The 24,747-nt window shown below is 38.7% G+C and carries 18 protein-coding genes and 1 pseudogene; 3 read left to right on the top strand and 16 right to left on the bottom strand.

The window, feature by feature from the left end; translation table 11 throughout:
* From VB713_RS07835 to VB713_RS07825, 3 genes and pseudogenes are all read left to right on the top strand, one after another.
* Positions 1-391, top strand: a pseudogene (locus VB713_RS07835) (IS4/IS5 family transposase); the annotation flags it as partial.
* A 104-nt stretch (positions 392-495) separates the two neighbouring features.
* Positions 496-5,511: a caspase family protein gene (locus VB713_RS07830; protein WP_323311001.1), complete on the top strand. Its 5,016-nt coding sequence runs from the start codon at positions 496-498 to the stop codon at positions 5,509-5,511.
* Between the two features lie 274 nt (positions 5,512-5,785).
* Positions 5,786-5,938: a hypothetical protein gene (locus VB713_RS07825; protein ID WP_323311000.1), complete on the top strand. Its 153-nt coding sequence runs from the start codon at positions 5,786-5,788 to the stop codon at positions 5,936-5,938.
* Positions 5,939-6,002: 64 nt separating this feature from the next.
* On the opposite strand, the gene VB713_RS07820 is transcribed toward VB713_RS07825, so the two are convergent.
* The 16 genes from VB713_RS07820 to VB713_RS07745 all read right to left on the bottom strand — a co-directional run bounded on the left by VB713_RS07820 (position 6,003) and on the right by VB713_RS07745 (position 24,710).
* Positions 6,003-6,941 (bottom strand): ParB/RepB/Spo0J family partition protein, encoded by a 939-nt coding sequence (locus VB713_RS07820; RefSeq protein WP_323310999.1) that lies wholly within the window; start codon positions 6,939-6,941, stop codon positions 6,003-6,005.
* Positions 6,938-7,699, bottom strand: coding sequence for a ParA family protein (locus VB713_RS07815; protein WP_323310998.1), 762 nt, complete (start codon positions 7,697-7,699; stop codon positions 6,938-6,940). Before VB713_RS07815 ends, VB713_RS07820 begins: the two co-directional genes overlap by 4 nt.
* A 424-nt stretch (positions 7,700-8,123) precedes the next feature.
* Positions 8,124-8,567: a hypothetical protein gene (locus VB713_RS07810; protein ID WP_323310997.1), complete on the bottom strand. Its 444-nt coding sequence runs from the start codon at positions 8,565-8,567 to the stop codon at positions 8,124-8,126.
* Between the two features lie 110 nt (positions 8,568-8,677).
* On the bottom strand, positions 8,678-9,061 hold the full coding sequence (gene ssb, locus VB713_RS07805) for a single-stranded DNA-binding protein (RefSeq protein ID WP_006196492.1): 384 nt from the start codon (positions 9,059-9,061) through the stop codon (positions 8,678-8,680).
* Between the two features lie 222 nt (positions 9,062-9,283).
* Positions 9,284-10,138, bottom strand: coding sequence for a hypothetical protein (locus tag VB713_RS07800; protein ID WP_323310996.1), 855 nt, complete (start codon positions 10,136-10,138; stop codon positions 9,284-9,286).
* A gap of 119 nt (positions 10,139-10,257) precedes the next feature.
* Positions 10,258-11,280, bottom strand: a complete 1,023-nt coding sequence (locus VB713_RS07795) for a DNA polymerase III subunit delta' (protein ID WP_323310995.1) — start codon at positions 11,278-11,280, stop codon at positions 10,258-10,260.
* Positions 11,281-11,394: 114 nt separating this feature from the next.
* The gene (holA, locus tag VB713_RS07790) at positions 11,395-12,360 is read right to left on the bottom strand and encodes a DNA polymerase III subunit delta (protein ID WP_323310994.1); all 966 of its coding nucleotides are present in this window, start codon (positions 12,358-12,360) and stop codon (positions 11,395-11,397) included.
* 182 nt (positions 12,361-12,542) lie between these two features.
* The gene (locus VB713_RS07785; RefSeq protein WP_323310993.1) at positions 12,543-13,799 is read right to left on the bottom strand and encodes an alpha/beta hydrolase; all 1,257 of its coding nucleotides are present in this window, start codon (positions 13,797-13,799) and stop codon (positions 12,543-12,545) included.
* 39 nt (positions 13,800-13,838) lie between these two features.
* On the bottom strand, positions 13,839-15,446 hold the full coding sequence (locus tag VB713_RS07780) for a trypsin-like peptidase domain-containing protein (RefSeq protein ID WP_323310992.1): 1,608 nt from the start codon (positions 15,444-15,446) through the stop codon (positions 13,839-13,841).
* A gap of 172 nt (positions 15,447-15,618) precedes the next feature.
* Entirely contained in the window at positions 15,619-16,863 is a 1,245-nt protein-coding gene (locus VB713_RS07775) for a hypothetical protein (RefSeq protein WP_323310991.1), read from the bottom strand.
* Positions 16,860-18,227 carry a hypothetical protein gene (locus VB713_RS07770; protein WP_323310990.1) on the bottom strand — a complete coding sequence of 456 codons (1,368 nt, stop codon included), beginning with the start codon at positions 18,225-18,227 and terminating at the stop codon, positions 16,860-16,862. Before VB713_RS07770 ends, VB713_RS07775 begins: the two co-directional genes overlap by 4 nt.
* 153 nt (positions 18,228-18,380) lie before the next feature.
* A complete protein-coding gene (locus tag VB713_RS07765; RefSeq protein ID WP_323310989.1) occupies positions 18,381-20,186 on the bottom strand; it encodes a DNA polymerase domain-containing protein in 1,806 nt (601 codons plus the stop codon).
* Between the two features lie 12 nt (positions 20,187-20,198).
* Complete coding sequence (locus VB713_RS07760) at positions 20,199-20,537, bottom strand: hypothetical protein (RefSeq protein ID WP_323310988.1); 339 nt, start codon at positions 20,535-20,537, stop codon at positions 20,199-20,201.
* Positions 20,538-20,901: 364 nt separating this feature from the next.
* On the bottom strand, positions 20,902-22,200 hold the full coding sequence (locus tag VB713_RS07755) for a DNA polymerase III subunit gamma/tau (RefSeq protein ID WP_323310987.1): 1,299 nt from the start codon (positions 22,198-22,200) through the stop codon (positions 20,902-20,904).
* A gap of 491 nt (positions 22,201-22,691) precedes the next feature.
* Complete coding sequence (gene dnaN / locus VB713_RS07750) at positions 22,692-24,122, bottom strand: DNA polymerase III subunit beta (RefSeq protein WP_323310986.1); 1,431 nt, start codon at positions 24,120-24,122, stop codon at positions 22,692-22,694.
* A 285-nt stretch (positions 24,123-24,407) separates the two neighbouring features.
* Positions 24,408-24,710 carry a hypothetical protein gene (locus VB713_RS07745; protein WP_323310985.1) on the bottom strand — a complete coding sequence of 101 codons (303 nt, stop codon included), beginning with the start codon at positions 24,708-24,710 and terminating at the stop codon, positions 24,408-24,410.
* Positions 24,711-24,747: the final 37 nt, after the last annotated feature.

Here is a 24,747-nt window from a genome sequence, read left to right as displayed (position 1 = left end):
GAAAGCTGCTTTATTCTCCTATTGTCTGGCACTGTCAGCTTACAACCTTTTGGCAACACTCAAAGCTGTACTTGGCAGTGTACATGGGGTAGATAAAATCCAAGCGGGTCTATCCGATTTTTACCTAGTGGATGATATTCACGGCATCTATCGGGGCATGATGATTGCTATTCCTCCAGTTCATTGGCAATGCTTTGAGAATTTTACCCTTAATCAGATGGTAGATGTTCTTCAATATTTAGCCGCCAAAGTACATCTTAAATCTTTTCGCAAACATCCCAGAAGTCCTAAACAGAAGCGACCTCCTCTCTCCTTTGATAGTAAGCATCCCCACTGTTCCACTGCTCGAAAGCTTCAGCAATACAAAGCCTCTCAAGATGTTATCCCGTGACTCCAATCATATAATATGTTATTTGTCAATATTTAGAGGGCTGGTCTGACATATCAATAAGAAAATTAAAATAAATATATAGGGTTTTCAATAAATTTACTAATATGGGTCGAGAAGCTGTAGTTATTGGAATTAATCAATATCCTTACCTTAAAGAAACTCCCACCACCAAGGCTAAGAATTTAGTAACTCCTGCATCCGACGCAGAAGCGATCGCCCAACTTCTAGAAGCCCACGGTAACTTCCGAGTCAAACGCTTCCCATCAAGCATCATCGATGATAAATTACAGGTTGACCCAAACCCAGATAAACCCTTCAAAACCGAAGAATTAGAACAAGCAATCCTCAATCTATTTCTCCCAGAGACCGAAAAACCACCTGAAACAGCCTTACTATTTTTCACTGGACACGGATTACGGAAGCAATTAAGGCAAAATTTAACACAGGGTTATTTAGCAGCCAGTGATGTTAACCCAGGTAAAATATGGGGTTTTTCGCTGCGAGATTTATGGGATATATTGCACAAGAGTGAGGTTAAACAGCAGATTATTTGGCTTGATTGCTGTTTTGCTGGAGAATTACTAAATTTCAAAGATACTGAGCTGGGAAGACAGATTTCGGGTTGCGATCGCTTTTTGATTGCTGCATCCCGTGACTATGAAGTAGCCTATCAGCAGTTAGATGGTAAACATGGGGTATTTACAGGCGCACTTCTAGCAGGACTTAACGCCCATTTAGTTCCAGAAGACAAATGGATTACTAACCTGACGCTTGCAGTTTCCGTTGAGCAGAAGCTACAAGCATACTATGAGCAAACAAAAATTCCCCAGACCCCACTGATAAGCAACCACGGCGAAGTTATTAAACTGATTCAAGGAAAGGCTAAACCCTACGAGGAAGCCACTGTTGGTAACACCTCCACAAAACAATTGCAGATACTATTGCATTGGCTGATTCGACTCTTAGAGGATGATGCAATCGAAAGCATCCAAGTTGATTCAACAGCGATACCTGGGAAAAACTTGTCGGTGGCGGCTAATAATATTGTTGTTTTTTATAAAGATGGTAATTCAAGTTTTATACAAACTCAGGACACTGAAAACTGGGAGCATCAAAATCAATTAGACTTAGAGCGACTTGTACCAAACTCAAAGCTGGCGATGCTGGTGCTAGAACGCTACATACAGAATAACAATCACAATAACAATACCCATTTAAGAGACACAAAATACAAAATTACTCGCTCGGATATATTAGCTGAATTAGCTAAACATGAATTAAACCCAACACCAAAGCGCAGTGAGGCAGAAATCCTTGCCAACTTTAATAGTGCTTCTAGTATCGGAAGATATTGGTTACGCGAAATAGATGGTAAAAAGATTTCTCGTTCTGAGCTACCCCAAATTATCGAACTAATCGAGCAAGGAAGCCGAACAATTTTACTAATAGACCGTCCCGGAAGCGGTAAAACCTGTATGTTGCTCGACCTTGCTGATTACATTGAACACGAAAAAGCATCGGTTTGGGGACTTCTATTTATTAAAGGTGATAATTTTACAAAAGTTAGTAGCGAACAGGAATTAACAACGCACGGCTTACCGGAAGATATCGTTGGTCAATGTGCGCGTCTAGCCGATTACCGCAAAGTTGTCGTAATTATTGACTCCCTTGATGTTTTATCTCTCAGTCGCCAGCATGGTTCTCTCAAGGTTTTTCTGGGAATTATCGACCGACTAGAAAAACTTGAGGGAGTTACGGTAATTGTTGCCTGTCGCAATTTTGACTTGGAGTACGACCCTTTACTTCGAGGACGTTCATGGCAACATAAAATCAATCTACAACCACTAGATTTCGACAATCAAGTTAAGTCGTTCTTGATCGACTGGCAGGTTGATGTTTCTAAAATCACTCCGGTATTACGGTCATTATTGCAGATACCTCAAAACTTGCGGATTTACGAGAGACTAGCAAAACTGGGTGTTCTATCACAACCTGCATCAGCTTATGAACTTTACAACAGCTTCCTTGAGGAAGTGGTAGTTAAAAATTCAACACTCGGCACTGAGGCTATAGACGCTTTGCAAAATATGGCTGAACAGTTAATGCAGCAAAGAACTCAGTCATATAGTAAAGTAACTTTTGGAGCAAGCGAAGATACCGTCAGGCAATTAATTAGCCAGGAAGTGCTGCTGGAAACTTCCCCTGGAATTCTAGAGTTTAGCCACAAAACATTAGCAGATTGTCTTACTGTCCGAGCTACACGGGCTAAAAATCAAACTTTGGCACAATTCATCCTCGAACATCCCCAACTTCCCTTTATTCGTCCAGCAGTTCGAGCGTTTTTCTTTTACCTGCGTGCATATCAACTGGATGCCTTTAGGCGGCAAGTATGGGAAGTATTATCCCACGATGAAATTGCATATCACGTTAAGCGGCTTGTAAGCGAGTCTTTTGCTGAAATAGAACCAGTTGAGGAAGATTGGCGATCGCTGCGCCGAATTTTCCAAAATTATCCCGATTTATTTCGACGCTTACTATGGCGAGCAAACAACGGCACTTGGTGGAATATCATTACACAACACTGGTTACCTGAAGCCAAGTTAGCACAGGAGCGGGAAACCTGGTTGCTTCAATTTGTCCATTGCTTGGGAGCATGGATGAATAAATATCCTGCGGAAGTAGTGGCATTTTGGAGACAAGCGATCGCTCAACAATGGGCAAACCCACAAAATCTTGCTGGAAGTATCCGTTCCATGTTAAACAATTTTGAAGCATGGGATACTCCAGGTATCCAAGAATTGCTAGAAACTTTGGTTGAAAATTTTGAGATAGAAAAACACGATCGTCTTGGCAGATTGCTTAGTCGATGGGTGCAGTCCACTAATAGTGGGGATATTCTGTTGTGGAAGTACATTACTAAAAATGTTTTACCTGAAGATGTACGCAATTGGGATTTCAGAAATAAGCTACATTGTCAACCGCATGAGTTTCACCAAGAAAATTTCCTGGCAGAGCGCTTGAAACAATCTGATTTATTGCTGACTCTAGCATTAAATCAGATGGAAGGGTGGAGGGAGCTTTTATCTCTAACATCTTGGGGTTTACAGCATAGTCAGGGAGTTATTCATTCTGTGGACAGCCTAAGATTTCTTCTCCATAGCTTGGAAACTGCCCTAAAATTTCGGTCTAGAAACAATGATACTTGGTGGCAAACAAATGAGCCGCGCCTACGTACAATTGAAATAGATTTTATCCGTTACTTTGTTACCCAAGCTTACAAAGAAAACATTGAAGCTAACATACCTGGAATCGAGAATCTATTACAAGATGAAAAGCTTTTCCGTGGGAGCCGACTCAAGTATGAACTAGGCGAACTTATGAATATGGCTTATCCGTACATTTCTGAATCAGTACGGATAGAAAACCAAACTATGATTTTGTCTTTGTGTTCTGAAAGAAAGAAGTACGAAGAAGAATTTTCATGTTGGGCATATCGTGAATTTTATAATTTTTTCCTTTGGATTCCATGTATATTCAGAACCCCAGAAATACAAACTTTTATCGACACTTGGCAAAATTGCTTTGGCTATAGCCGCCCTGAACCTGATATTCATAACAGGGGTGGATGTGTAATGCCACCTTTATCTTCGCAAGATTTACTCAAGCTCTCCAATAAAGGACTTTTTCAGTTACTGGACTACTACAAAGCACATAAAAATCGAGATTTCGACAGAGATATGATTGGTGGTTTTAGCGAAGTTAAAGTGGTATTACGTGATGCTTGCTCCCTTCATCCAGAAAAATTTATCGGGTTATTTACAAGTTTTATCCAAGAAAACCTGCATCAAGATTATGTATGTACTTTAGTAGAAGGAATTACATTTCACCTACGCTATCGTTTTGGAAATGTCAGATCAGCAGAGCAATGGGAACCCATCGAACCCCTTCCAGAAGGAGAAGCGATCGCATCTATTTTACTCAATTGGTTGGAACGCTACTCTATAATTTGGGAAGATGGTCAGACGGTTTGCTACGCATTGGAAGCTTGTTGTGATGTTTTAGCCGACGGTGAATCAGCTGAACGCTTATCATTATTACTTTTCTGGCTTTATAATAAATACCCTGATGATAGAAAAATCAGGGTAGACAGTCACGATATTCTGACTACAGCAATAAATTCGATACATGGAGTTGCAGCTGAAAGTGCTATTAAATTGTGCAACAGATTGTTAGAAAAAGAACAACCTGTCCCCGACCTTTTATTGTTGCTGCTGCGTCATGCTGCACGGGATGCAGCGATTTATGTGCGGATTCCTATTCTCCAACATCTACCATTTTTGATTCACAAAAACCCTGATTTGGGATGGCAATTATTGGCTGATGTTTTCAAAGAACCTCAACCTCGTTTATGGAAATATACAGAGTTATGCTTTTATTACCAATATCACAACAATTTTGATAGAGTTGTCCCCTACCTAAATCGTCTTTTGTATGAAGGTATGGAAGAAGCTGGTGATATTTGGGGACGACTTTCTACATTAGCAAGCTTGGCTGGACACATCAGCCAGGAACAATTATTTGCCACTTTAGTAAAAATTAACAGTAATGCAGCGTGGCAAGGAGTAACTGAAGTATTTATAGCGAATTTAGAATTAAAAGAACATACAGAAAACTGCATTACTGGACTTATTAATGTTTTAGGTTATAAAAATATATCACAGGATATTCTTGGCAAGATTGATAGATGTTTTGAAGAAGAAACCAAAAGAGACCGCATCAGGCGAGAGTTTGCACTTGCATTTCTTGAAGCACTTCCAGTATCTGCAAGAGATATTGACTTTGATGGGTTTCTTGAATGGCTAGGCTACGAATCGCGACGAAACCCTTTATCAGCACTGGAATTAACTGAAACACTGGCAGCAAAATTTGAAAGGAGGATGAATGTAAATCTCTTGTGGCGAACAGAACCATTAATTGCAGCATTAAACGAAATTTTACGAGAAGCTGATGAAACTGACGATCCAAAACTAATCCAGCGTGCTATCAACTTACAAGACGGTTTTTTGAAGTTGGATATGCGCGGAATGGAGGAACTACTCAACAAAGCTGGACAATACTAAAGTAACAGAAAAGAAGAAACTGGAAAGTGAAGATGCGATAACACAGGCAGTAGAAATTACAGAATCGAAAAGAGATCAGTCTGCTATTTTGCAACGTCTCAAGCGTATTGGTCAGGCGATCGCGAATTATAACAACTTATTGATTGCAGTTCGCTCTTGGTAGTAGACTAACGCAATATTTTCACGATTTGTTGGGTTTAGTTTCATACCCTTCCGGATCTTGCTACAATCCAACCCATGATTTTCCTTAACTCAACTGTGTTAAATCATCCCCATGAGTCGAGACGCGCTGGTAGTCGGGATTAATCAGTATCCTTTTCTCAAGGATACTCCAACAAGCAAAGCCAAAAATCTTGTGTCTGTTGCTAACAACGCCGAAGCGATCGCCTCAGTCAAGTCCAAAAGATGTAGCTCCTACCCACAATGAGCAGAAGCCGTGTATTTTGGTTTCATTCACAAATGGTATTTCTGCGTTTTCTTATTTCTTCTGTCTATTCTTCCACCAACAGTGCTTCTATTTGAGCCAGCAATTTTTCCAAAGCTTTTTGCTTTTTAGGATTTTCCCAAACTTTCGCTTTTTGTAATTGACTTGATGCTTCCTTATAACGGTTTTTGAGTGAAGGTGGTTCTGGGTTTACCTGACGACTTGCTTTAATTCTTTCGTTGATCTGAGTTAGTGATAGACTGTCTGCTATCGTCTCCTCCAGGAGTGCAGTTCGTTGTGCTAAATCTTTGACGCGAGCGATCGCAGTAGCTTTGGTATATTCAATTTCACCTTTTCGCAAAGCATCTAGAACATCTTCTGGCAGTTTCAGTAACGGTAGACGACTGCTGACAAAAGATTCCCAACTTATCATTCCCAAGGCATCAAATACAGCTTCTATTGCTTCGGAATCATCACTACCCAAAACGTTTTGGGTAACTTTACCTTTAGCCTCATTTTGCATTCGGTAGAGAAGTGAAACCACGTTATCAGTATCCTGATTTAACCTCAAACTTAAAAGCTGAAGTATACCTTCAGTTTCTTCGATTGGGTTCAAATCTTCTCGAATCAGGTTTTCAACAAGGGATAACTGCAAGGCTTCTCTATCGTTGAGTTCTCTAACAACAACAGGTATTTCTTTTAGTTCTACTTTCAGAGCAGCTCGGTAGCGTCGCTCTCCTGCAACTAACTCATATTGCCCTGCTTCTAAAGGACGGACTAATAGAGGCTCTAAAATACCGTGTTCTTTAACTGATATTACCAGTTGTTCTAGCTTTTCTGGATCAAAGTAGCGCCGGGGCTGAGAATTAGGCAGTTTGATAGAGTCAATAGAAATTGTATGCGGAGTGGTAGTAGTATCTTCAGTTGGGTAAACACTATCTCCAAGTAAGGCAGCTACGCCTTTTAATTGGCTGGTATAAGGTTGGTCTTTTTTATTGGTATTCACTTCAATTTTTCTAAACCTAAAGATATTTTTTCTAATACATCAACAGCAGGATGTTTGCGATTGAATAATGCTAAAGGCAATCGTGCCTCACTCGCATCGGCAAAAGCAATAGCTTTGGAAATTGGGTCGTAGACTGTGGCCAGTGGTGACAGTTGTTCTGAGATGGCTTTGAAAGTTCTGCTTTCTTGAGCAGTGCGAGCATCATACATTGTCGGGATAAAGCCAGCGATCGCCAAAGAACGATTTGCAGCTTTGCGGAGTCTCGCTACTGTATTTAATAGCAAGTCTGTTCCTTGAAAAGATTTGAATTGACATTGAATGGGAACTAAAACGTGAGTTGCTGCCACTAAGCTGATCACACTCAAAATACCCAAACTCGGAGGACAATCTATCAAAATAAAATCATATTTGTCCAGTATAGGAGCGATCGCATTTTTGAGGCGCATTTCTCGCATTAGGGCAGATACCAATTCTAGTTCAGCAGCACTTAAATTAATATTTGACGGGACTAACGACATTCCATGAATTAGTTCAGGATGTATGGTTAATGGTTCTTCCCCTACAGCAGCTTCGTACACAGTTTTTGTGAGATTCTCTGGTTCCAGTCCCATAAATGTGGTCAAGCTGGCTTGTGGGTCCATATCAATTAACAACACACGGTTAGGATGACGCTGCGCTAAATGATACCCCAAGTTCATTGTTAAAGTGCTTTTCCCCACACCGCCAGACTGGTTAAATAGCGCAATAATGCGACTCATGCGGTGTCTCCTTACAATAGAGTTTTTATCAAAAATTACAATCAAAAAGAGATTTTGATTGCCTACAGCATTGGCGAAGTCAATCATCGTTCGCACTTTAGTTTACCGTAAATTTTGCAGAATCTTGTTGGTGCTAGTACAGTCAGGCATAAAAAACGATTCCCAATCTATGAAAAGATTGTTTTGTATTGGTTTTGACTTTCTCCCTTGGGGGTATAAGGGTGGAGTTGACCTCCGCAAAGTGGTACTGGGGACTTGTGGATTGAGAATGTCCCAATCAAGTTTTTTAATTGTTGTCTTGATAGAGATATCCAGTGGTATTTGATTTTTCAGCAATTTCTGGAAATATTAAACCACTTTTTCAAAAAAAAATATCTGCCCACAGAAAAAAAATACCTCTGGCAGCAAGCCAGAAGTAAGATCATTAAAAGGGAATGTGAGAAATATTAGTATTCCGAGAATGTCCGTTGTTAGATGCTGTAGCTACACCAGCACCAACTAGCTGTTGAGTATTTTCCTGTGGAGTTGGTTGAATAACAGGTGTAGCAGTTGGTAGAGGATTCCGATTACCAGTGGTAGTGCAGATGAAAGTGCGGATAACCAAAGCAGTTTTCTTTTCCTTATATCCCTTACCGCTATCCACTACGTTAATATCTAAATAGCCCATAGCGATACCAGTAGCATTAATTCCTGATTCAGCAATGGAAACTGCTGCTGCTCCCTTGGTTCTGTAGGGAATTGTGTCTTCCACTACGCCATCTTTTGAATAGTAGGAGAAAACACATTCACCATAGACAATCTTGACACCTTGACTGTCAAAAGCTTCATCAATACTGAGCAGTCGAATAGTTTGAGTTGAGTTAATCATGGTCTATTCCTTGTGATGAAATTGTCAATTGTTCATAAAAATTGCGCTTTGCGCTTTTTAACCACAACATCCCACAGACAAAAGTTATGCTGCGGGATGTGGTTAGTTTTCTAGAAGTTGGCGTTAATTATGGAATCTTGGTCTTCACTGGTTTCATTCGAGTCCTTACGTTGAGCAGAACTGATCAGTTCTAGATTGCTGACACGAATGATGGGCTTTTGTCTGGATTCGTTGGTGTTTTTATCTATCCATCTGTCAAAGACTATTTCACCGGTGATCCCAATAGTCGAACCTTTTTGAACCCAGTCTGCTGCAACTTGAGCAATATTTCCCCAAAGTTCTAAATCAAACCAGAGGGGATTTTCACTTCTGTAGGGAGGTTTGACAGCAAGAGTCAAGGATGTTTTCATTGCACCTGACTCGAAGTATCGAACATCAGGTGTTTGACCAACGCGACCAACTAAATCAACTTTATTGACGTATTGCTGAGTCATATTATTTTCCTTGGATAATCTATTTTTTCACTGTATTAGCGCGATAGCGCATTCTCGGTTATGCAACTAAACGAATGATTTGCTACAGGCTGATTTGAGGCTTTATTGGATACAGCCCAGTATCAAACCTGATTGCGCCTAGCGCATTTATTACTGGTTGTATTGGGGAAAACTGCGTAAAAAATAACCCCAAATCTACTAGAGATTTGAGGTTGATGACTATTACAAAATTTGTTCTTTGGTTGCTAAACCATGCAATTTGGTTACTAATTTCTCTTCTTTCATGCGAGAGAAACCAGGGACTTTGTGCAATTTGGCTAACTCCTTTAGTCTTTTTAGAGTTAGTGATTGCAAATCTTCCAAACTTGCTAATTCTGGAGAATCGGGAATATTTGTTATTTCTGAGGAAAAGTCATCAGGTGTAGGAGAATCAGTTGAATCGGTGATTAGTTCTGCTGTGTCGCAGGGAATAATATCATTACTGTCACTGCTATGATCAATATCTTCACTCACCACAGTTACAGTATCGCTACTAGCTTCACTAGGAGTTTCATCTGGTGGTGTAATAGATTCAGATGATTCTGGTAGAGCGATCGCTTCTGGCAGTGTCTTTTGTGTGATCGCCTCAACTACTAAATTATCCTCAATCTCTTCGTTTACGGTAGGTACTTTATTACCACTATCTTCACCAGGAGTATCATCTGGTGGTGTAATAAATTCAGGTGATGTTTGAGCGAACGTATCCACTACTGAATTATCCTCAATCTCTTCGTTTACGGTAGGTACTGTATTAGCACCATCTTCACTAAAAGCATCATCTGGTAACGGAGTGCTTTCAGAGGGTGAAGTAATTGCATCATTACTACTGAGGTTAGGCGTTTCTGTATCCCTGCTTGTGTCACCAAGAATTTGCTCAATACTGGCTACAGTGGGTTCTTTCAAAACAGTGATTCTGTGGAAATTTCCCACTTTCCTAACTGAGATTCTTGCCCCAGCCGTGCGGAGTTTTGTGGTCAAGTCATTGAGTAGGAGAAATGCTACATCCAATTGACGGTAATTATTGATAATGGCACTCATGGTTTTTTGTTTGATTTAGTTCACCACAAGAGCGCATAGCGCAATCCTTTTATCCAAAAACGTTTTTGGTATCTTTGATGATGTTTAGACAGACTGCGTTGAAAATGTAGTTTTTGGTATTAGTCAGGAAATAGTAAAACTTCCCATACTAATCGGGGAGAGGCCATTTTTAACAGAGAGTTTTTGGCATCTTCCAATTTCAACAGCCAATTTTGATCACTGAGAAATGCCTTCCAGCAATATTGCAGGTAATCTATCAGCCATAGTTGTTGATGAAAATCTAATTGCACTTCAATATCTTTGGCAATACTTAACGCCGTTAACAGATTGCTAGGTGGTTGAATTAGTTGTTGCAAAATTGATTGTGGGATAGATTGGAGTTGATCATGGTAAGCGATTGCGCCGAGCGCAGTGCCGCAGGCAATCGCTATTCCAGGAGAACCACCCGCAAACTGTATAATATTTGGGTGATTGAGAATTTCAGAACGTCCCACATTTTCTAAAACTGTGGTGATTTGGGCGTTGTTTAGTCGCTGGAAAGGAATCAGTTGGCAACGGCTGGTAATTGTAGCAAGTAACCTTTGGGGTTGGGATGAAATGAGGATAATTGTGCCGGATATTGGCTCTTCCAAAGTTTTCAGGAGTGCATTAGCAGTAGTGGGTGGAATTCTTTCAGCATTTTCTACTACCACAATTTTGTAAGGTGCAATTAGAGGGGAGGTAGCCAGAAATTGGGTGATTTCTCGAATCTGCTCAATTCTAATTTGGGATGGAGTTTTTCGCCGTACCCCAGAAGTTGCTATTTCACTCTCACTTAATAACTGTTTTTGGTGTAGGTATGTTGGTTCAACCCATAAAATATCAGGACAGTTAGCTAGGTTTTGGATGTTGAAAATTTCAGCGATAAAGCATTTAGCCGCTAAGGATTTTCCTACTCCGTCTGCTCCAGCAAACAAATAAGCAGGGACAATTCGGTTATGTGTAATTGCACCTTTGAGTAAAGATACTGCTAAATTTTGACCAATGATTTTTGATAATTGCCATTTTTCTGCAATTGGCTGTGTAAATTCGGAATCTATACTTTGAGAAGGTTCAGAAACAGAAAGGTCTGTTGTGAGATGAAGTAGATCAAGTTGCTTCATTTTTTGAGTTTTGGAAATTGTTGATTAGACATCTCCAGAAATTTAATATCCTTCCAACAACCGGAGCATTTTAGGTTAAATTTCCGAGGTGTCTATTGCATTTGCAAGAAGTACCTACGAGCAAAGTTTGATAATTTGAGTTTGCAAGGCGAGTTTTTCATCTACACCAGATTTCAGCATTAGCTCTAGTTCCAACAGCATTTTCAAACTATTTTTCAGCTTGTTTACACAACAATTAGCAACCTCTTGGCGTATGTAATACAAGCGTTTGGGATTTTTCACGTCTGCGAGTTGGGCTATTGTATTGTCGTCTTGACATCCGGTGATGATCATCTGTTTGACTGTTAGCCAAGTGCGAAAGGTAGTAGTCAGGGTAGCGGTAATCTTTAAAGCTGGTTCGTTACAGTTAATTAAGTGTTCAACAAATTCTAATGCTTGAGCAATGTTACCCAAGCGAATGGCGTTGGCTAGTTGTAAGCTATTAGCAGCACTTTCTGACACTAATTCTTTCACCATATCCCCATTGACTGTTTTACCCAAAGCATAGGTTTTGAGTTTTTCTAGTTCGGTGAATATCAGTCGTGTATGATTGCCTGTGTAATCTATCAATACTTTGTAGGCATCAGTAGTGAGTGTTACACCTACTTCATCAGCTAAAGTGTGAGCTTGCTGTATCAATGCTTGGGTTTGCCATTGGGGAATGAGAGGAAATTCTTTTACCTGTGCGTACTCCAGTAGGAGTTTGACTGATTTATTTCTCGCGTCAGGTTTGTGAGTGTTGGTGATCAGGAGGGTATTTGTTGAGGGAATTTTGGGGAGAATGGACTCCAACTGCAACAAAATTTCTTTTGAACAAACTCCCAGTAATGTGCTGTTGGGTAAATGTACTAATCTTCCTCCACTCCCAACTGGTGGTGTCATGAGATCGGATAATGCTTGAGGAATTGTTTCTTTAGATTCTGGGGGGTATTCTGTATAGTTAAAGTTTGCCCATTGTTGATCTAGAGTGTGGGTTTTTAGTCGTTTGATGGCGCGATTTAGAAAGAATTCGTTTTCACCAAAGTACAGGTATGTTGGCATGGTAGTACGGCAATTGTATTGTCGTACATGAGCGTTAGCTCTAAACTCAGTATGATTTTGTCTGCACGGGAGAGCAGTCAACGAAAGTGCCATTTCATTGACTGATCCCGTTAAATACGTCCGGTTCTGAAGGGGCGGGATTATAGCGATATAGTCCTGCTACCCGACCACAGTCTAGCCCACTATAACTTACTGAAAATCCACATCTTACCATCCTGTAGAGTTTTACTTCTTAAACCAAATCTGTCATCTGGACTAGAGTTATGTTGAAATAGTTGGAATATGTCGGAAACAATTGATGTGTTATCGCTAAAGTAGCTGTGACCCACGAAATCGGTACGACGATTTGAAGCATCAAGAGTTTCGACAGGGTTAACGATAACGACATCATTTTCATCCTCAAACTTTCCTGCTCGAGGATAACTACCATGCAACAACTCAGAAAGTCTCACTGCAAGATCATGTTTGGATGTGTATAGTGTGTATCGAGCAGCATTAGATGGAAAGGATGCTGCTTGATTTTTAAAGGTATCAGCATCGACATCTGGGGCTGCAAAGATAACTTGACCAAGCTTACTTTTGGTTTGGACGTTAATAATTTGCGTCAAAGTCTCCGTCAAGATGCGATTACCCATGCTATGAGCGACGAGATGTATCGTATCCAACTTCAGTTCATTAAGGCAGAACTCTAGAAAACTCTCAAAATGTCGAAGTTGCTGTGACCATTTGACATTTTCTTCGTCGGCTGGATAACCCAGAAAACGCCCAGTGGATGTCCAACTAAATAACAAAGGTAGTCCTTTGAAAGCAAGATCATAGGCAAGTTGACCTGTCCGTAGTAGCGCTGCCTTGAACGTTACATTATAACCATGTACGAACACCATTCCCTCTCGCTGTTGTGCGTCGCTGAATGCGTTATTGGCTTGTGCTGAAAACTCTGACTGAGATAGTTTAGTGAGTGAATAGATTGTCATATCCTTATCTATATCCTCGGATCTCCAAAATGGTGGTTGATTAAGACTTCCCATGCGGCGATCAGGAGGAATAGATACTTCAGCTACTCCATAATTAAGAGAGCCATCACCACGGCGTTCAGTAAACTGTTGGTCTAACTTTTTGGAGCTATCGTAGTGACGAGGAGTGGCGAAATATACTGGGATAATTTCGTATTTGGCTGATATTGATTCTACTCCCTCATAAAGTTTAGGTGATAATTCCTCATATTTGGAATCAAGAAGTTTCAATGCTTGTTCGTACTTTCCAAATTTCTCAAGAATTTCCTGTGCAACCTGATCATTGGTTTTGTTGGCTGCATCTGTCTTTAAAAACTCAAATAAATCTGTTTCAAATGATTCCCATCGTTCATTAAGTAGTTCAGGCAACTCGTGCCAAATGGCGAACATTGCCTCGATAACTCTCTCCAAGTTTAAACTTGTCATTGCATCTCCCAGTATTTCACTATGTGTTGATATCAATAATTAGCTCAAGTCGATATTCTTACTTTTAAGAGATGCAAATATTTTGTCGACTGGAATTCCCTGGTTCACCTCTCCAGTTAATCTTTGCAACCCACCAGCATGATGTAAGGCAACTAAATTCCAATTTGCGTCAAAACAAGGAGAACCTGAAGATCCTCGGTCTGTATTGGTAACATATTGAATTCGGTTCCTCTCATTTTCTATTTTCGAGACGCGATCGACTGCAATTCCCATTGGTTTACCACCTGGATGTTGGATTATAAATAGTGGCATTTGCTCTCTTACCGAAATTTCATCTAACATAGCGATATGCCCTCGTTTTGCCATGTTGCTATCTTGAGGTCGGTTTTCCAGACCACCTGCTTCTGCTGCGTTTCTTTCTAGTCTCAATAATGCGTAATCAAGTTCTTCTTGAGGACTGTGAGCTACCAGCCAGGAAGCTTGATCTAACAAATATGTGATGCCAGCCTGGTCTTGATTTGTATCTAACTCAGCAAAAAAACCAAAATGAGCGGAAATCGAATCTGATTTTATTGCTTTTGGCTTTCCGTTTGTGTCAATAAAATGGTTGACTACATGCCAGTTGGTCAAAACAAGATTGTCGCCAATCAGGAATCCGGTACCATTTGGAATGGATTTGGAATTTTCATCTTTCTTCAATTTAATTAAACAAACTTGGTTCTCTATTTTTCCAAGCTTTGACCGCCACTGCATTAAATTGCGGATTCCCGTCTCTTGATGGATGATTGATTCGAGATCAAAATTTGGTATTTCTGGGGGAATGACTTTTGCAGCCAGCCCAACTTTCATCGAATACGAATAAAGTTCTTGATCATTAGGACGCCATTGGCGCATCCCCATAACCACATTAGCTAGTTTTTTATGTCGCTCAAAGTAAGCCAATGTAGCCTGAATAAACTCAAGTCCAGCATTGGAAGCCCTGATGTCTTGGGGCTTAGTATTCATGTAAAAGGTAATAAATCTTTCAAGTTCATCTATACTGAAAACAATACGGATGATTTCATCTAAAGTGTCCTTGTTTTTCTTGATGTTCTCTTCAGCATTACTTAGTAATGTTGTTGTATTAGTCACGCTCTTTAATTCAAAATCCTCAGTACTCCGATTTTTGCTATCCAAAACACCTGATTCAGTAGAAGGCGGTGTTCCTTCATGAAGAGATATAGGAATTAGCTCGCCAGGATCACCATGTGTTTTCTTCAAAAATGCAATATGTCCCACATTATCTTTGACATAGGTTTCCTTAATTAATTTATGTTTAATAATTAAATCTGAGATAAAGCGGGCATTCTTGGGGTTTATTGCGTTAGAAAAGTCATCTAGTAAAAATTCCAACAGTGAACCTAGAGGATGGTGAGTTTGATTTTCTCGTCCATTCCACTCGTAGCCGAAGTTTTCAAGGCGTAGAATAAAACTACCTGCTGCAAGCCCGGGATTTGGAAGATAAAAATCTGGATTGTTCTTCTTAAACTCACTTAGGCCTGCCTGCTCGATAAATGTTATTCTGCTAGTTACTATACTAAAGTCCGGTAACTCAGAGATGATGGATTTCAACCTATCTCTGTCTGGATTGGATAATAAACGCGTCATATATAATAAGGTGAAGAATCAATGAACTCTAATTTACACTAACAAGGTATGGAATAGGATCTACTGTCGAACCTAAAGTTTTGGATTACAGCTTGTCCTTTTTACCGCAGAGCGGTGAGGAACCTACCCTCTAATCAATTGGAAAATTCTTCATTTACGGAGTATGGCTAACTTATTCTATGACTCGTAAATGATTATTACAGAAAGTTTTGAGCCAATCAACGTGCCATTTTTTCTTCTCCATTAAATCATACATAAATCTTTCCTCATTCTTATTAAAATCAGTGCGATATTGATCGAGCAGAGCTTTCAGGATATTACCTAACAAATTAGTTCTCTTTTTTTCAAATTCATCAACCATAAGGGTTGCTATAACGAAGGGGTGTAAATAGTTTTCAGTAAGGGGAAGCAGAATATTAGTTACATCTGGAGGATCAATATAAATTTCATTCAAAAGGAAAGATTCTATATCTTTACGGGTTTGAAAAAATCTATTCTTATGAAGAATTGCTATCAACTCACGTCGCTCTTTTATAGACAAAAACCCATCTTGATACGATTGGGGTTTACTCTCCTCTACTGAGGAACCTGACGCAGAATCAGAGAAGTATTCATTGATCATTCTTTTTACATTATTTTTGTCCTTTTCTATTGAATCTTCTTCTGTAGAATTTAGTGGAGGAATACCTGGTAGCGCCTCAAGAAAAGGTCTTATTCCACCGTATTTCTCATCTCTATCAAATAAATTAATAGTTATTACGGAAGCTATTCTTTCAGAATTGTAGATTTCCTTATTATTGATACCTTTAAAGTACTCCAGTAAAGATGGATTTACGTATGTTATGAGCGCTTTCAGTTTCAGTTCCGGATCTTTCACATCAACAAATATTTTTTCAACAATGTTTTGAAGAGTTATTAGTTCTCCACAGAGGCTAGGCGGTTCTTCCAAACCCAAACAATACTTTAATTTTTTTAGTATAATGATATCTAAACTTTCCTTAAAGGAATTGTCCTTAGCAACAACTTTCATTAAAGTAAGTCGAAATTTTTCTAGCTCGTCAATCGAACTAAAGGCTCTTTTCTTAAAATTGATTCCAAACCTTAATCCTGAATCAAGTAAACTTTGAATAGAAGGAAGAAGAGGTTCAGGAGGGTGAAGATATATCATAATTGTTTTTTTTTGCATCATTTCAAACAATTCGAGAGAGATTATTTCCTTGGCTTTCTTAAGATCATTGGAAGGCAATCTAAGCAATAAGCGCTCCTTATCCTTATCATTCTCATGATATAATTGAGTGCAAATAAACTTATCCTTGTCATTGGTGAATTCATAGTCTTTCACTTTAAAGTGTAAATCGGGCAGACCTAAATTTTGTAGTTTATTGTATTTTGTGCGAAGAGACACATCTTTGCTCATTTCATGTTTTTCCCTGTTTTTTTGCTTCCCTCTTTTCTATCCGTCCCGACTTCCTTGCTCTCAAATCTCTCAATAAATGGCTCAGTTATTGCTTCAATCATGTTTATACTTATTTTTCGTTTTACAGATTTGGAGGAGCCTCGTTTATTATAATTGGAGGCTCTTGGAATTTTGAAATCTTCGTCTGCTTTTAATTGCAGTTCCTCGAGATTCTTCAATTCCAATATCCGCTTAATCTTATTCCAACTGTCAATCGTGATGACCTGTAGGTCTGTTTCTTCTTCAAGCCAAATAATCTTGTCAAGATTTTTAAGTGATGGAAATTGCTTTGAAGCAACAAAAACAAATAAAGGTTTAACATAAGAAGAATATTTGTCCTTCTCTTCTTCGTTCTGGAAAAATCTGGTTAAAGTCCAAGAGGCAGTAAGAAGGGAAAATATTGCTGCCTCAGATGTAACTTTAGCGGTACTAGCTATGATTACCTCAACAGCAAATGAACGCTTTCTTTCTTGGGCAAGAAATTTAACGTCAGTCAGAAGAGGGTCAATTCCTATATCGTTCGTTCTAAACGACGAATTCACATCGTACCCACTCACCTCAAAGAGTTTTTCGACAGCAGCCATAGCTCTTTCTTGTAATATTTTTGGTATTAGCAAGTTGTATCTTGCTAATTGATAACTTATCTTTATAAGAGCTAGCAATGAGCAAAAAGTAAGCCACGAACTTGTTGAATATATGCCTATGAGCCTAACATAAGCAAAAATTAAAAAAACAAAAATACCTACTATGCATAACTGGGCTACCTGCTCAGAACCGGATCTATTATCAGCTATTTGAGGATACAGATATAGTTGCTTCACAAGTAAGTCAGTAACGAAGTGGATTGTTCTATATTCATAGACAATCACAAATAAAAGGCTAAGGTAGAAAGCAAGCAATTCTAGCTCAACTTGAACGTCTAAGCCAAACTGGGTAAATGTGTATTTTGCAACAATAATTACATCAATAATCAGCCAGTATATCATGCCTCCCATGAAACTTGCAACGGCTGACCAAAAAGTAGAACTGATGCCACCCAGTAGAAACTCGATGGGTCTAGGCACCCTTTCACGAAGAGTTTGAAATGATTTAACTTTAACTGATAAGATAGGAACAATCAGTACACTCAACGTGAGATTAATTAATAATTCATTACGCTTAACTAATATAAAATAGGGCGAGAGTCCTACTAAGATTGAAAATACTACCAAGGCGTTAATAACAAACCTGTTTGCATAACCAGATTCGGGAAATCTGTCAGAACTCACGGCACTCCTTATGTATAAAACGCTTTTTCCTGTCCAATGGTTATCGCCCGTCAACATTAAACTGCTCTTGGTTTTGAACTATACCACTGATCGCCCCTAGAAACAAACTTTTGACACTCAATCCAAAGCCCCTGAGATATAACGGTAGACAAGCGATCGCCCCCTCAAATCCCATAGACGATCGCTCTCATCATTAGTATAATCCCCCACTCAAAACAGACTCAACTGCTTTCCCACATCACCTTGAGGCTCAACAACCGAAAGTAACTCATCTCGTTTTTTAGCGAGCAACTCCAAATAATACCCACTGGAATAGGCTTCAGAATTAGTCAACCCCGTAATTCCTTGATAAAAAGTCACAACATCCCCAGTATTACCCAGAACCAAAAGAGCCTTTTCACCTTTCTTAATTTTCCGAGTAACCTGTAACTGTTCCACAGGAAAATCACCAGAACGAATAACCTTGGTTAATTCCTGGTAATATTGTTCTGCCTTAGCCTTTGACAGAAGATATTGTGTCAAGTAGTTCAAAGGAAACTCCTTTTCTAGACGAGAACGGTCTCTTTTCCGCCATGAACCCTTAGTAGTTATTTTACCATCTTCATGCCAGATAATATAATTCTTAGCTCCTCTAGAGGGAACAAACATCGCTTTAGCAAGAATTTCCAACTCAATTTTGATACCAGTAGGTAAAGCATTTTGAAGCTTTTCAAATATCAGCAGAGGTTCAGAGTGGGAGAAGAACACACCATCAGTATCACTTTCAACCTGGATACCTCCCGCTTTTTCAATCACATCAATCATGAATCGCAAAATCCGTCTACCATAAGCTGTAACCAGTGCAGCAGCTTCCATATCGTTAAAACCAACACCAGAAGTCCCATAAAAGCCAAACAACGAGTTGATTAACACTTTGAGAGCCGCTTCAGCTTGTTTAGCAGCTAAATCTCCAGCTTTTCCTAATTCTTTGAGTCTGAGTCGTTCTCTGGTGAGATAATTGAGAATACTTAAACCCACTCGTTGCGTATCCTTGCGGGAGCAAATACCATATTTAAGCATAATGCTGGGATATAGACTGGAAACATCAATTTTGGCAATGTGTTTGTGTAAACCTGGTACAGAAATTACCAGTCCTCCCTCAAATTTCAACTTCAGATCAGCAGTTGGTTTGTAACCTGGATATTGTCTTTCTAAAACTCGCTGCCATTTAGTACCATTACCAGTGAGCGATAGTTGTTGTAAATTCATACCTGGTACTATCAGCGATTCATAGTAATAGGAAGGCACTAATTTATCAGCAATTAATTTCGTATCTTCCAAGTCATAAATTAGGTATTTTCTGATTTTTTCCCATCCTTGAGAACCTGCACCTTCACCCCAACAATGTTGAATTTCTTGGAGAGTTAAAACCAACCTAGCAGATTCTCGCAATCCCATTTCTATAACTGCACTTTTGAGGGAATGTTGATATAAAGCTTTATTAACAAAATCCCATCTCAGGACACAAATATACACATCAATATGTTGGCTGTTGCTGATGAATATTTCGGAAATATTCATAGGTTTACCAAATACCTGTGCTGTCTTGATAATTCTCGATTGCTGAGAAATAGTAAATGGATGAGATATGTTATTGATTAGGCATCTAGTAATGATAAATGGAAAATCAAAATCTGTACCATTGTATGTGAGAACTAGATCAGGAGATATAGACTGAAAATAGGAAATAAATTGGCAGAGTAATTTTGATTCATTTTCATCCATAAATACAAAATACTCGCCCAATTCATTCATACAACCAATAGCGAAAATTCTATCTTTACTGGGAATCAGCCCTGAAGTTTCAATGTCAATAACCATTTGCTTCAGGGCATTGTAAGGTTTAATAGTCTGTAAAGGTTGCCAGGATTGATAAACTGTATCATCTGTGTAGAAGATGTTTAATTTATCTTCAGCAACAGTAATTTGATTATCGCTTTTGCTGATAAAATGACGATGATTGTAATTAATGTTCATTTTTGGTGTTGGTTACTTACCAATAGTTCCTATCTTTTGCATTTTGAAAAGTGCAGAATTGATTTCCAGTAAATATTGTGGTGACGGATACTGATATAAGAAATAGTGAAAGTCGTCTAAATGTGTAATCGTCAGTTCTTGAGGTAAGACTTTTCCTTGAACATTCAGGAGAATTTTCGGATGTTCACGCCATTCACAGGTTGTTATTTTCAACAGTTGGTAAATCACAGAATTAACGTGGAAATTGTAAGAGGATACCGGGTGATTTTTGACAAATTCACATAATTCCTCTAAAGTATTTAAACTTTGTGTACATGATTCTCCACTTTTAAATTGACAAGATATTTGCATGATTATTACTCCAATGGTAACAAATAATTTGAAATAGATAGACTGAGCTATTACGAATGACTAATTACTCCTTTTCTTCCAGAAAATACTGATTGAATGAACCACGTTTGCGAAGCTTTCCGTAGGCATAGGTACGAAGAACACGAAGGAAGAAGATAAGAAAAGAGAAAAGCAAGGAGATAGGTAAACTGATAGCAAGAAGGAAGTAGTAATTACAGCAGATTCGAGGTTTATGAGGTACAGTAACCGATTGAACTTTAAGTTTTAAAACTACGTTCTAAAATTGGTGTACCTCATTTACTCCAAAAGTGCTGTATCTAGTTGAATAGCTAATTTTGAATTTTCAATTTTTATTGATAATCTTTTATCGAGAAGAGGATAACTGTTGTACCGTTTCTACCCAAATAGGAGCTTTTTTACCATTGACTGGAATCAAAGAATTCCAATGTTCTTGCAGGGATTCAAGACTCATATTTGGTAACTTCTGTTGTCCCCAAGCGATCGCATCAGCAGGTGTTTTCCAATTCGTCCAAGGTGGATTTTCAGCAATGGGAATAAATTGACTCGAATCTGTAGAATTAGCAGCAGGTAGTAAACCTAAAATAGCAACCTCTAACCATAACTGTGGTTGAGTAGATAATTTGATTTGCACTTCACATTGTCTCAAGTGCTGCTGTCCTGCTAAAATAGTTGTAGTTTCCCAAGTTTTAGCTATTTGACACAATTGTTGCCAAGTATCTTCAGTTAACATTACCATTTCCTTACTGCTAGGAGATGTTTTAGCAATCAACATATCTCGATAAAAGCTGGTGAGATTTTGCAGAATTACTAAAGGTTCTTTACCCCATTCCAACAAATTCCGAATAATGGTAATGATTGAATTACTATCATTTTCAGCAATTCTTTCCACCATTGTTAGCAATTCATATTCAGGCACATTTCCCACCATTTCCCACACCCAATTTTGGTCAATAGTCATATTTAGTAAACTCAATTGATCCAATAAACATTGACTATCCCGCAAACAACCAGAAGAAATTTGTGCAACGAGACGTAATGCTTCTGGAGTAATATCAATTAATTCCTCATTTACAATTTGGTTGAGGTGTTGTATCATATCCCCAACACCAATTCTTTTAAAATCGAACCTTTGACAACGAGAAATTATTGTTGCAGGAACTTTGTGAATTTCTGTGGTGCAGAGGATAAACACTACATTTTTTGGTGGTTCTTCCAAGGTTTTGAGTAAAGCCTGAAATCCTTGTGAACTGAGGCTATGCACTTCATCTAAAACAAACACCTTGTAGCGGCTGTTGATAGGTATAATGTGGGTGCGGTCAATAATTTGTCTGATATTTTCAACACCAGAGTTACTAGCAGCATCTATTTCTACCACATCCAGAGATAAGCCTTTGGAGATGCTGGTACATGAATTGCACTGGCCGCAGGGAGTGGGAGAATTACCATGTTGACAATTGAGAGATTTGGCAAAAATGCGGGCGCTGGAAGTCTTACCTGTACCTCTGGGTCCAGTGAATAAGTACGCCGGGGCAATTCGTTGGGATGTGATAGCATTGGTGAGAGTAGTTGCGATCGCTCTTTGACCAACAAGTTCAGCAAAGGACTGAGGGCGATATTTCAGGTGAAGTGGTTGATATGTCATGTTTTTCAAATGCAGATATGTTGAATTTCCCCAAGCTTATGTATTAGTAATAAACTTGGGGTGTGAAAATAGGCAGGGGAGCAGGGAGCAGGGGGTAGGGGGAAAGACAAATGTGGCTCATCTTTATACAGAATTAGTATTAGCTAAATCTCAACCACTGCAATTTTTGATTCAGTCACCGAAGAGGCAGAGGGGAACGGGGCTTTCTCGCAGGGGAAGCTTTCCCTCTCTGTGTGCAGCAAAGCGAAACATCGGTACGAAGCTGCCCTTCCAGGGCGATTGGACTGGGGTGGAGTAAGAGACTTCCAAATAAAAAAATATCCCGTTGTTTTGAGAGCAGGGGGGCAGGGAGCGGGGAGCAGGGGGAGGAAAGGTCATTTTAGTTGCAGAAATTTGGATCATCTTTTTTGTGGAGTTCTCTAAAAGCTCTGTCTCAGTCTTCCATTCTTCCCCCCTGCCCCCCGCACCCTGCTCCCCTGCCTCTTTTGACCCTATGCAGCAGCAACTTTCTTTTTTCTTCCTCTAGGTTTAGAAGTAGAATTTGCAGAAGTTTGAGAATTAGTTTTAGTGTTTGCTGTGTTTTTCTGTGGAGAAGAATCTGTGTTCATCAGATTATTTTTCTCCTTAACAACTTCTTCCGTATTCCCACTTTCAGCAGCTACATTTATTTCCTCATTTACTTCAGTTCCAGAGCAAATATTTTCTGTGACGATAACTTCTTCATCATCTGAAGTATCTTCTTCCATTGTTGTGCTGTTATTATTAATAAGTTGAACTGGCATTACCAAAATTAATTGATTGAGAATACCATCAACAGGAGTAATAACCACAGGAGTTGTAGTTTGGTTGATATTAATCAACACCTCATTTGTAGGTAGGAATTTGAGAGCTTGTTCCATATATTTGATATTAAAACCCATGACTAATTGTTGCTGATAACCATCTTGAGGTTTAATATTTAAAGATTCCACAGCACCAGCAATATCTGAAGATTCAGTAGATAAAGTAGCTTGTTGATGCTGGTAGTCACAGATAATTTTGACAATCTTATTCTTTTGGTCAGCTACAATTCCCACTCTTTTTAGAGCATGATCTAATAATTTCCTATCAACAATAACTTGATGTTGAAATTGTTGGGGAATTAGAGATGAATATTTGGGATAATCTCCTTCTAATAATCTGGTGGTAATTTGGATATTGGGTAATGTAAATACCGCAATTCCATTGTCGATGTTAATAGTACATTCGCTGTTATCTCCTACAGTACCCAAAATCTTTTGTAATTCTATTAATGTAGGTTGAGGAATTGTGATTTCTACTGTATTTGAATCAGCTTCTTTTTGTGCAGTTTCTGTCAATTCTTCATCTATTTCTATTGTACCAGAAACAACTGCTAACCGATGTCCATCTGTTGCTGCTGCTTCCCAACTACTATCAGTAAATTGAAAATGAACTCCAGCTAAAACTTGTTTATTTTCATCATGACTAGCAGCAAATAATGTTCCTTCTAATGCTTGTAACAACTTAATTGCTGGTAATATAATATTCTTACCTTCATTTTCTGGTAAAGATGGAAACTCTTGAGGACTAACTGTTTGAATTCGACATTTACCGCAAGAGTGAGTAATAATTGCTGCATTATCTACAATTTCTAGAGTAATATCTTGTTTAGGAAGACTAGAAATTACTTGGGTGAATAATTTAGCAGGTAAGGCAATTTTACCTTCTAGTTCTATTCTAGATTTGCATTGAACGCGAATTCCTAAACTCAAATCAAAAGCAGTCACTAAAATTTGTTGTTCGTGCTTATCCGCAACCAATAATATATTGTTGAGAATGGGGTGATGAGGTTTGTTAGGTACAGCGTAACTAACCAAGTTAAGGGTATCAGCGAGGTCTTTTTGAGAAATTGTGAATTTCATAATTTTGGTTCAATTTGATGTCAATAAAGCCATGAAATAAGAGGTGCTTAGTTTGTCACTAAACACCTTAATTCACCCTGTATTTTGTATACAGAGTAGTTATTTTCTAGAAATCATGTTTGGTAAGTTCCAATTATTAATCGCTAAAAACCACCAACATAAAAGGTGTTAGCGTTTTATTACAGATGAAATCTTCTCAATTTTTACGGCTTTTCATCCTTTGCTTGGGTTGAAGTGGTAATTTATTACAAATTATTGTGTAAATCAATAAAAAAGGTCTGTTTATCAACCTATTTCTACTGTGTGAGATTTGCCGTTATTATTTGGAGAAACTGGGATGAGACTATGAGTATTTAACTGTTCAATCTCATTTGTAATTTGCTGTTGTCGTTGTTGAGAAAGAGATTGATAAATTTGTTGAAGAACTTTGATAGTTTCTCGTATTTGATGAAGACAATCAGTATTAAAATTTAATGTTACGGTTTCTCCATTTTCAAAAAATGAACAAGATTGGTTATTACCATTGTTATATGAACTGACATAAGTGTCTTTCGTAATATTGGCTGTAAATGAATGGGATAGTTTCATGGTTTGATAGAGATTGTACAATTTTTAGCCAGAAAAT

It is taken from the genome of Anabaena cylindrica UHCC 0172, from assembly GCF_034931625.1.
GTDB classification, from domain to species: domain Bacteria; phylum Cyanobacteriota; class Cyanobacteriia; order Cyanobacteriales; family Nostocaceae; genus Anabaena; species Anabaena cylindrica_A.
This window is presented reverse-complemented; position numbering and strand designations above follow the sequence as displayed.